The organism is Streptomyces corynorhini (assembly GCF_003346515.1).
Taxonomy (GTDB): Bacteria; Actinomycetota; Actinomycetes; order Streptomycetales; family Streptomycetaceae; genus Streptomyces; species Streptomyces corynorhini.
Window position 1 is genome coordinate 325 of the sequence record NZ_QQNA01000268.1, and the last position, 7,946, is coordinate 8,270.

Annotated in this window: 5 protein-coding genes and 2 pseudogenes; 6 read left to right on the plus strand and 1 reads right to left on the minus strand. The window is 71.4% G+C overall.

Annotated features, from left to right (window positions below):
• The first annotated feature begins 482 nt into the window (after positions 1-482).
• From DVH02_RS28175 to DVH02_RS28190, 4 genes are all read left to right on the plus strand, one after another.
• Positions 483-1,724 (plus strand): cytochrome P450, encoded by a 1,242-nt coding sequence (locus DVH02_RS28175; protein ID WP_114626679.1) that lies wholly within the window; start codon positions 483-485, stop codon positions 1,722-1,724.
• A gap of 36 nt (positions 1,725-1,760) precedes the next feature.
• Positions 1,761-1,958: a ferredoxin gene (locus DVH02_RS28180; protein WP_114626680.1), complete on the plus strand. Its 198-nt coding sequence runs from the start codon at positions 1,761-1,763 to the stop codon at positions 1,956-1,958.
• Between the two features lie 65 nt (positions 1,959-2,023).
• Positions 2,024-3,202, plus strand: a complete 1,179-nt coding sequence (locus DVH02_RS28185; RefSeq protein ID WP_114626684.1) for an NAD(P)/FAD-dependent oxidoreductase — start codon at positions 2,024-2,026, stop codon at positions 3,200-3,202.
• A 68-nt stretch (positions 3,203-3,270) separates the two neighbouring features.
• Entirely contained in the window at positions 3,271-4,263 is a 993-nt protein-coding gene (locus tag DVH02_RS28190) for an SDR family oxidoreductase (protein WP_114626681.1), read from the plus strand.
• A 258-nt stretch (positions 4,264-4,521) separates the two neighbouring features.
• Here the strand turns inward: DVH02_RS28190 and DVH02_RS37000 are convergent.
• A pseudogene (locus DVH02_RS37000) lies at positions 4,522-5,223 on the minus strand (response regulator transcription factor); the annotation flags it as partial.
• Between the two features lie 126 nt (positions 5,224-5,349).
• Between DVH02_RS37000 and DVH02_RS28200 the strand changes: the two are divergent.
• Positions 5,350-6,852, plus strand: coding sequence for an MFS transporter (locus DVH02_RS28200; protein ID WP_114626683.1), 1,503 nt, complete (start codon positions 5,350-5,352; stop codon positions 6,850-6,852).
• A gap of 348 nt (positions 6,853-7,200) precedes the next feature.
• Positions 7,201-7,946 (plus strand): annotated as a pseudogene (locus tag DVH02_RS28205) (cytochrome P450); the annotation flags it as partial.

The window sequence follows — 7,946 nt, forward strand, 5'->3', positions numbered from 1 at the left end:
GCCCGGAGGCGCGAAACTCAAAGCGAGAGGGGCGGCCCCCACTCGTCATGAATGGTGCTGGTTCAGCTCGCTTACCTCTTGGTACTGACCCGCAGAACACAGCGGGTGGTGACCAGCGGGGCATGAGTCCCAGCACACAGTGGACGGTCAGCCGCCGAGCCGGAGCCGGGCCACCCCACACAAAGTGTGCGCACCCACCCACACGTCGGACCGAACGCCGTACTCCTCCGCCTCCGCCTTCCTCCGCCTTCCTCCGCCTTCCTCCGCCTTCCTCCGCCTCTTCCCTCGCCTCTTCCCCCGCCCCCGCCTCCCCCCGGCGCCAAGAGGTCCTAGCTAGCGCCCGGTACCGTCACCCTGGCCGTGGTGCGTGACGTGCGTCACGTCCGGGAGATGTCAGCGAACCGGCCGGAAAGCGTCAGCCCGCTCCGCTTCTGTGGTGACCAGTCGAGTCCTTCGATCCCCCACAGCACCGAGGAGACGCCATGACCGACACGCTGACCTGCCCCGTGGGTGGCGCGGGCGAATCGCTGCCGTTGTATCCGATGGAGCGGGAGGCGGGGTGCCCGTTGGCTCCCGCACCGGCCGCGCAGCAGCTGCGCTCCGAGAACCCGATCTCCCGGGTACGGATCTGGAACGGCGCCACGCCCTGGCTGATCACCCGCCACGCCGACCAGCGCACGCTGCTGACCGACTCCAGGGTCAGCGACGACGACCTCGACCCGGGCTTCCCGTACGTCAACGCGCACCGCGCGCAGATCGCGCCGGTGTCGCCGCGCATGATCACGAACACGGACGCGCCCGAGCACACCCGGCTGCGGCGCACCGTCAACGGGCCGTTCGTGGTCAAGCGGATCGAGAAGATGCGCGAGCCGATCCAGAAGATCGTCGACGGTCTGATCGACGACATGCTGGACGGCCCCAACCCGGTGGACCTGCTGAAGGCGTTCGCGCTGCCGCTGCCGTCGCTGGTGATCGCGCAGCTGCTCGGTGTGCCGTACAAGGATCACGACTTCTTCCAGACGAGCAGCAGCACCGTCCTCGACGGCAGTGTGCCCCCGGAGGAGGCCCGGCGGGTCAGCGGCGCGCTCGCCGCGTACCTGGACGATCTGCTCGGCGAGAAGCTGACCAGCCCCGGCGACGACATCCTCTCGGAGATGGCCGGGCGCGTCACGGCCGGTGAGATGTCCAGGACCGAGGCCGTCCACATGGGCGTGGCGATGTTGATCGCCGGTCACGAGACCACCGCCACCATGATCAGCCTGGGCACCCTGGCGCTCCTCCAGCACCCCGATCAGCTCGCGCTGGTACGGGAGAGCGACGACCCGAAGCTGATCGCCAACGCGGTCGACGAGGTGCTGCGCTACCTGTCGATCGTGCAGACCGGTGTACGGCGGGTCGCCAAGGAGGACATCGAGATCGGCGGCACCGTCATCAAGGCGGGCGACGGCATCATCTTCGACCTGCACGCCGCGAACTGGGACCCCGAGGCGTTCTCCGAGTCCCAGCACCTCGACGTCACCCGCCCGGCACGCCAGCACCAGGCGTTCGGGTACGGGCCGCACCAGTGCCTCGGTCAGAACCTGGCCCGGCTGGAACTCCAGGTCGTGTACAGCACCCTCTACCGCCGCATCCCCACGATGCGGCTGGCCGCAGACCTCGCCGACCTGGAGTTCGACCACGTCGGGACGACCTACGGCGTCCACAGCCTGCCCATCTCCTGGTGACCCGGCCCGCACGGACGAAGTGAAGTGGAGACACCCATGCGTGTGGAACTGGACGAGCCGAAGTGCGTCGCGGCGGGGCAGTGTGTGATGGCTTCACCCGAGGTGTTCGACCAGCGCGATGACGACGGCGTCGCGATCCTGCTGGAGGAACACCCCGACGAGAGCCTTCTCGACGGGGTACGGGAAGCCGTGGCGATCTGCCCGGCCGCCGCGCTCAGGCTGGTGGAGCAGTGAGCGGAGCAGCGAGCGGCGAGGCGACGAGCGACGAGGCGGCGAGCGACGAGGCGGCGAGCGGACCGATGAGCCGCGTCGTCGTGGTCGGCGCCTCGGCGGCCGGACTCGCCGCCGTCGAGACGCTGCGCCGGGAGGGGTACGAGGGGGCGATCAGCCTGGTCGGCGACGAGCCGCACGCCCCGTACGACCGGCCCCCGCTGTCCAAGCAGATCCTGTCGGGCGAGTGGAACCCCAAGCGGCTGCCGCTGCGCCCCTACGCCGACCTCGATGCCCTCGGCCTCGATCTGCGGCTGGGCGCCGCGGCGACCGGGCTCGACACGGCGGACCGTACGGTGCTGCTGGCGGACGGGGAGCGGGTGGCGTATGACGGGCTGATCGTCGCCACCGGGGTCCGGCCGCGCCGGCTGCCGGGCGAGGGCCCGCAGCACGTACTGCGCACCGTGGACGACGCTTTGGCGCTGCGGCACCGGCTGGGCGCGGGGCGGCGGCTGGCCGTGGTGGGCGCCGGGTTCCTCGGCGCGGAGGCCGCCGCGGTGGCGGCGGGGCTGGGCGCCCGGGTGACGCTGATCGAGCCCGCCCCCGTACCGCTGGCCCACGCGGTCGGCGCCGAGGTCGGCGACGTGCTGTCCCGGGCCCATCTGGAGCACGGCGTCGACCTGCGCACCGGGGTCGCGGTGGCGGAGGTGACCGAGGGCGGCGTACGGCTCGCGGACGGCACCCTGATCGAGGCCGAGGACGTCCTGGTCGCCATCGGGTCGCACCCCAACACCGAGTGGCTCGCGGACAGCGGGCTGACGGTGGGGGACGGGCTGGTCTGCGACGCGTACTGCGCCGCGGGACCGGGGGTGTACGGCGCGGGCGACGTGGCCCGCTGGTACAACCCGCTGTTCGGCACCGAGATGCGGATCGAGCACCGTACGCACGCGGCGGAGCAGGGCATGGCCGCCGCGCGCAACCTCCTGCACCCGGGGGAGGGCAAGCCGTTCGCGCCGGTGCCGTACTTCTGGTCCGACCAGTACGACATGAGGATCCAGGCGTACGGCTATCTGCGCGGCCACGACGAAGTGGCCGTGGTGGAAGGCGAGTTGGCGCGACGCCGGTTCGTCGCCGTGTACCGCACCGGCGACCGGGTGACCGGGGTCCTGGCGGTCGGGATGCCGCCCAAGGCGATCCGGCGGTGGCGCCAGTCCATCGCGACCGGCTCCACCTGGGAGGAGACGGTGCCGGCCGCCGAGTCGGCCTGACGCGCGGTCGCCGTTCGCCAGACCGCTTCCGGACCGGCGAACTCCACTGGACAACAAGGAGGTTGCTCATGCACAACCGTACGGACCGTACGCAGGACGGAACGGCCGACGCGCCCGACGTGGTGGTGGTCACCGGCGCGGGCGGGATGGGAACGGCCATCGCCCGGCGGCTCGGCAGCGGGCGGACGCTGCTCCTCGCCGACGCCTCACAGCGTCAACTCGACCGTGCCGTCGAGTCGTTGAGCGTCGAGGGATACGCCGTACGCGGCGTGGTGACCGATGTGTCGGAGCGCGCGTCGGTCGAGGCGCTCGCGCGGACCGCGGCGGACGCGGGTCGGCTGGTCGCCGTCGTGCACACCGCGGGCGTCGCGGCGGCCACGGCGTCGGCGCGCACGATCTTCGATGTCGACCTGCTCGGCACCGTCCACGTCATCGAGGCGTTCGAGGAGGTCGCCGTCCGGGGCACCTCGCTGGTCTGCGTCGCCAGCATGGCCGGGCACTACGCCTCACTGAGCCGCGAGGACGAGGCGGCCCTCGCGACCGCTCCCGCCGAGGAGTTGCTCGCGCTGGACGCGGTCGCCGCCGTCGGGGACGACGCGATGTCCGCGTACATCCTGGCCAAGCGCGCCAACCACGTACGGGTGCAGGCGGCGGCGCTCGCCTGGAACCTGCGCGGCGCCCGGATCAACACCGTCAGCCCTGGCGTCATCTCCACCGCGATGTCGAAGGCCGAGGCCGACTCGGATCCTGAGGGACACATGATGAAGATGCTCGACGCGTGCGGCGTGGGCCGCACCGGAACGCCCGGCGAGATCGCCGACGCCGTGGCGTTCCTGACCGGCCCCCAGTCGCTCTATGTGACCGGCACCGACCTCCTCGTCGACGGCGGACAGGCGGGCTGGATCCGCTGGCACCGGCAGGGCTTAGAGCGGGGAGAGGCCCTCGCCGAGCCGGTCCGAGAGCCGGTCCGAGAGCCGGTCCGAGAGCCGGACCGAGAGCCGGGCCCAGGGGCATGCTGGGCGGGGCTTTTCCGGTATGCGCCTGGGGCCGTGGTGCGGTGACCGCTCCAGGGGCCCCAGGCCGTACGGTCTCAGCGCTCGGAGCTGCCGAGCCGGTAGCCGAAGCCCCGGTGGGTGTGGATCAGTACGGGCTCGGCCCGCTCCGAGGCCGCGATCCCGACCGCGGTCCCGGCCGCTGTCCTGGCCACGTCCAGGTCCACCTTGTGCCGCAGTCGGCCCACGAGTCTTCTCGATCGAGTGCCGGGCGCGGAACTCGCCCCAGACGTGTCGGCTGATCTGCTCCTTGGACAGCACGCGCTCCGCGTTCGCCATCAGATGGCGCAGCAGCCGGTACTCGGCCGGGGTCAGGCCGAGCGCCCTGTCCCCGCGCCGCGCCCGGCAGGTGGTGTCGTCGAGCACCAGATCGGCGTAGCGGGGCACGGCCTCGTCCCGCTCGGGGTGCCGGTCGCGCAACAGGGCCCTGGTCCTGGCGAGGACCTCGGCGATCCGTACGGGCTTGGTGACGTAGTCCTCGGTCCCCGGGTGCAGCTCGGGGGCGAGGCGGTCGAGGCTGTCCCACTCGGCCAGGAACAGCAGCGGGGGACGGTCGGCGGGGGTGACGCGGCGGCCCCGGGCGAAGTCGGTGAGGTCCGGCAGGCCGGCGTCCCAGATCACCAGGTCGAAGGGGTGCTGGCTGAACCGGAGTATGCCGTCGGCGCCGCTGTGCTCCGTCGTGACGCGGTAGCCCGACCACTCCAGGGTGCGGGCGAGCAGTTCGGTGATGCCGGGATCGGCGGTGACGGCCAGGATGTGCGGCCGGACTCCTGGCGCGGCTGTCCGCCCGGGGGCGTCCGCACGACTCGACGTGTCCGTAAGCCCCGACACGTCCGTAAGCCCCGGCACGTCCGTACGTCCCGACGTGTCCGTAAGCCCCGACGCGTCCGCACGCCTCGACGCGGCTGTCCGCCCGGGGGTGTCCGGGCCGACGGGCGACGATGCCGCTGCGGGCGGCCGTTTGGGCATGCGGCCAAGCCTAAAGGCGTCCGGGGGGCCGCCGGGTTACGGGAAGGTAAAGTTGCTTAAGTCAATCAATTGGAATATGGTTGCGTAAGTCAAGTACGTCTGATGTCCCCTCACGGAGGAATTTCCATGTCCGACACTCTTGCCCGACCCGTTCCGGGGGGATCCGCCCCGCCGAGGTCGAACGCCGTGGTGGCGGTCCTGGCCTTCGCCGGGATCGTCGTGTCCTTGATGCAGACCCTGGTCATCCCGATCGTCCCGGAGCTGCCGAAGTACCTCGACGCCTCTCCGTCGAACGCGATCTGGGCCGTCACCGCCACGCTGCTCGCCGCCTCCGTCGCCACCCCGGTCGCGGGCCGGATCGGTGACATGTACGGCAAGCGCCGGATGCTGCTGATCAGCGTCGCCCTGCTGGTGGCCGGTTCCGTCGTCTGCGCGCTGAGCGAGTCCCTGGTCCCGATGATCGTCGGGCGGGTCCTGCAGGGCCTGGCCGCCGCCGTCGTCCCGCTGGGTATCAGCATCATGCGTGACGTGCTGCCCGCCGAGCGCCTCGCCGGGTCGACCGCGCTGATGAGCGCCTCGCTCGGAGTCGGCGGCGCCCTCGGCCTGCCCGCCGCCGCGTTCATCGCCGACAACTTCGACTGGCACGTCCTGTTCTGGGTCTCCGCCGCCCTCGGCGTCGTCGCCGGCCTCCTCATCACCGTGCTCGTCCCCGAGTCCAAGGTCCGCACGGGCGGACGCTTCGACCTGGTCGGCTCGCTCGGCCTGGCGGCCGGGCTCGTCTCGCTGCTGCTGGCCATCTCCAAGGGCGGCGACTGGGGCTGGGGGAGCGGCACCGTGATCGGCCTGCTCGTCGCGGCCGTCGTCATCCTCGTCGCCTGGGGCTTCTACGAACTGCGCACCACGCAGCCGCTGGTGGACCTGCGCACCACCGCCCGCCGACAGGTGCTCTTCACCAACCTCGCCTCGATCGCGCTCGGCTTCTCGATGTTCGCGATGTCCCTGGTCCTCCCGCAGCTGCTCCAGCTCCCCGAGCTGACCGGCTACGGCCTGGGCAAGTCGATGATGACCGTCGGGCTGGTGCTGGCGCCGCAGGGCCTCGTCATGATGGCCATGGCCCCGATCTCGGCCAACATCACCAGGACCAAGGGCCCCAAGATCACCCTGATGACCGGCGCCCTCATCGTCGCCGTCGGCTACGCGCTCAACATCGTGCTGATGTCCCAGGTGTGGCACCTGATCCTGGTCTCCTGCATCATCGGCGCGGGGGTCGGCTTCGCCTACGGCGCCATGCCCGCCCTGATCATGGGCGCCGTGCCCGCGTCCGAGACGGCCGCGGCCAACAGCCTCAACGCGCTGATGCGGTCCATCGGTACGTCGTTCGCCAGCGCGATCGCCGGTGTCGTCCTCGCGCAGATGACGGTCTCCTTCGGCGCCGTCTCCGTGCCCTCCGAGAACGCCTTCAAGACGGTCATGGCCATCGGCGCGGGCGCCGCGCTGCTCTCCTTCTTCCTCTGCACCTTCATCCCGCGCCACCGCCCGGTGTCGGCGGCCGTGGCCGCTCCGGCCGCCGCCGGTGAGGCCGGGGCCGGTGAGGGGGAGGCCGCCGAGGTCTCCGGGGCCAGGTCGTAACGGGCCTTCGCCGTACCGGCGAGTTCCGTACCGGCGAGTTCCGTACCGTCCGGCTTCTGTTCCGCACCGCACCGCACCGCACCACGCCGCACCGTTCCGTTCCTCGCCACCGTTCCTCGCCGCCGTTCCCGTTCCCGTTCTCGTTCCCGTTCCTCACCGGCTCCGCCCGGCCTCCCCGGAGGCCGGGCGGAGCCGTTTCCGACGGGCCGCGGCCCACGGGTGAGTCCTCCGGCTGGCTGATTCGGATCGCCCGCATGCGTGGATTTAAATCACATGCTTGACTTAATTAATGGAATGGGATTGCCTGACCGCGCCGGAAGGACCGGTTCCGAGGAGAGCGAGGAATCCATGACCAGCGCAGTGAGCCCGGCGGACCAACGGGGTGCCGAGCTGCCCGAGTTCCCCATGGCCAGAGCGGCGAAGTGCCCCTTCGACCCGCCCCCAGGGCTGCGGGACAAACAGCGCGAGGGGCCGCTGGGGCGGGTGCGCCTGTGGGACGGCAGTACGCCGTGGGTGGTGACCCGGCACGCCGACCAGCGGACCCTGCTGGGCGACCCGCGGGTCAGCGCCGATCTGCACAGGCCCGGCTACCCCAGCCCGGTGCCGATCGCTCCCGGCAGCGGAGCGGTCAGCTTCATCCTCATGGACGACCCCGAGCACGGGCGGCTGCGCCGGATGGTGACGGCGCCCTTCGCCTTCAAACGGATCGAGGCCATGCGGCCGGCCGTGCAGAAGATCACGGACGATCTGCTCGACGCCATGCTGGCCGGTCCCCGGCCGGTCGACCTGGTCCAGACGTTCGCCCTGCCGCTGCCCTCGCTGGTGATCTGCGAGCTGCTCGGGGTCCCCTACGGCGACCACGACTTCTTCCAGGACAACAGCAAGGTCCTGATCAACCGCGAGGTCGAGCCCGAGGAGCGGCTGGCCGCCTCGAAGCGGCTGGCGGCCTATCTGGGGGACCTGGTGGGCGAGAAGGCCGCCCACCCCGCCGACGACCTGCTGTCCGGTCTCGTCGGCCGGGTCGAGACCGGCGAGCTGACCCGCGACGACGTCGCGCAGATGGGCGTGCTGCTGCTGATCGCCGGGCACGAGAC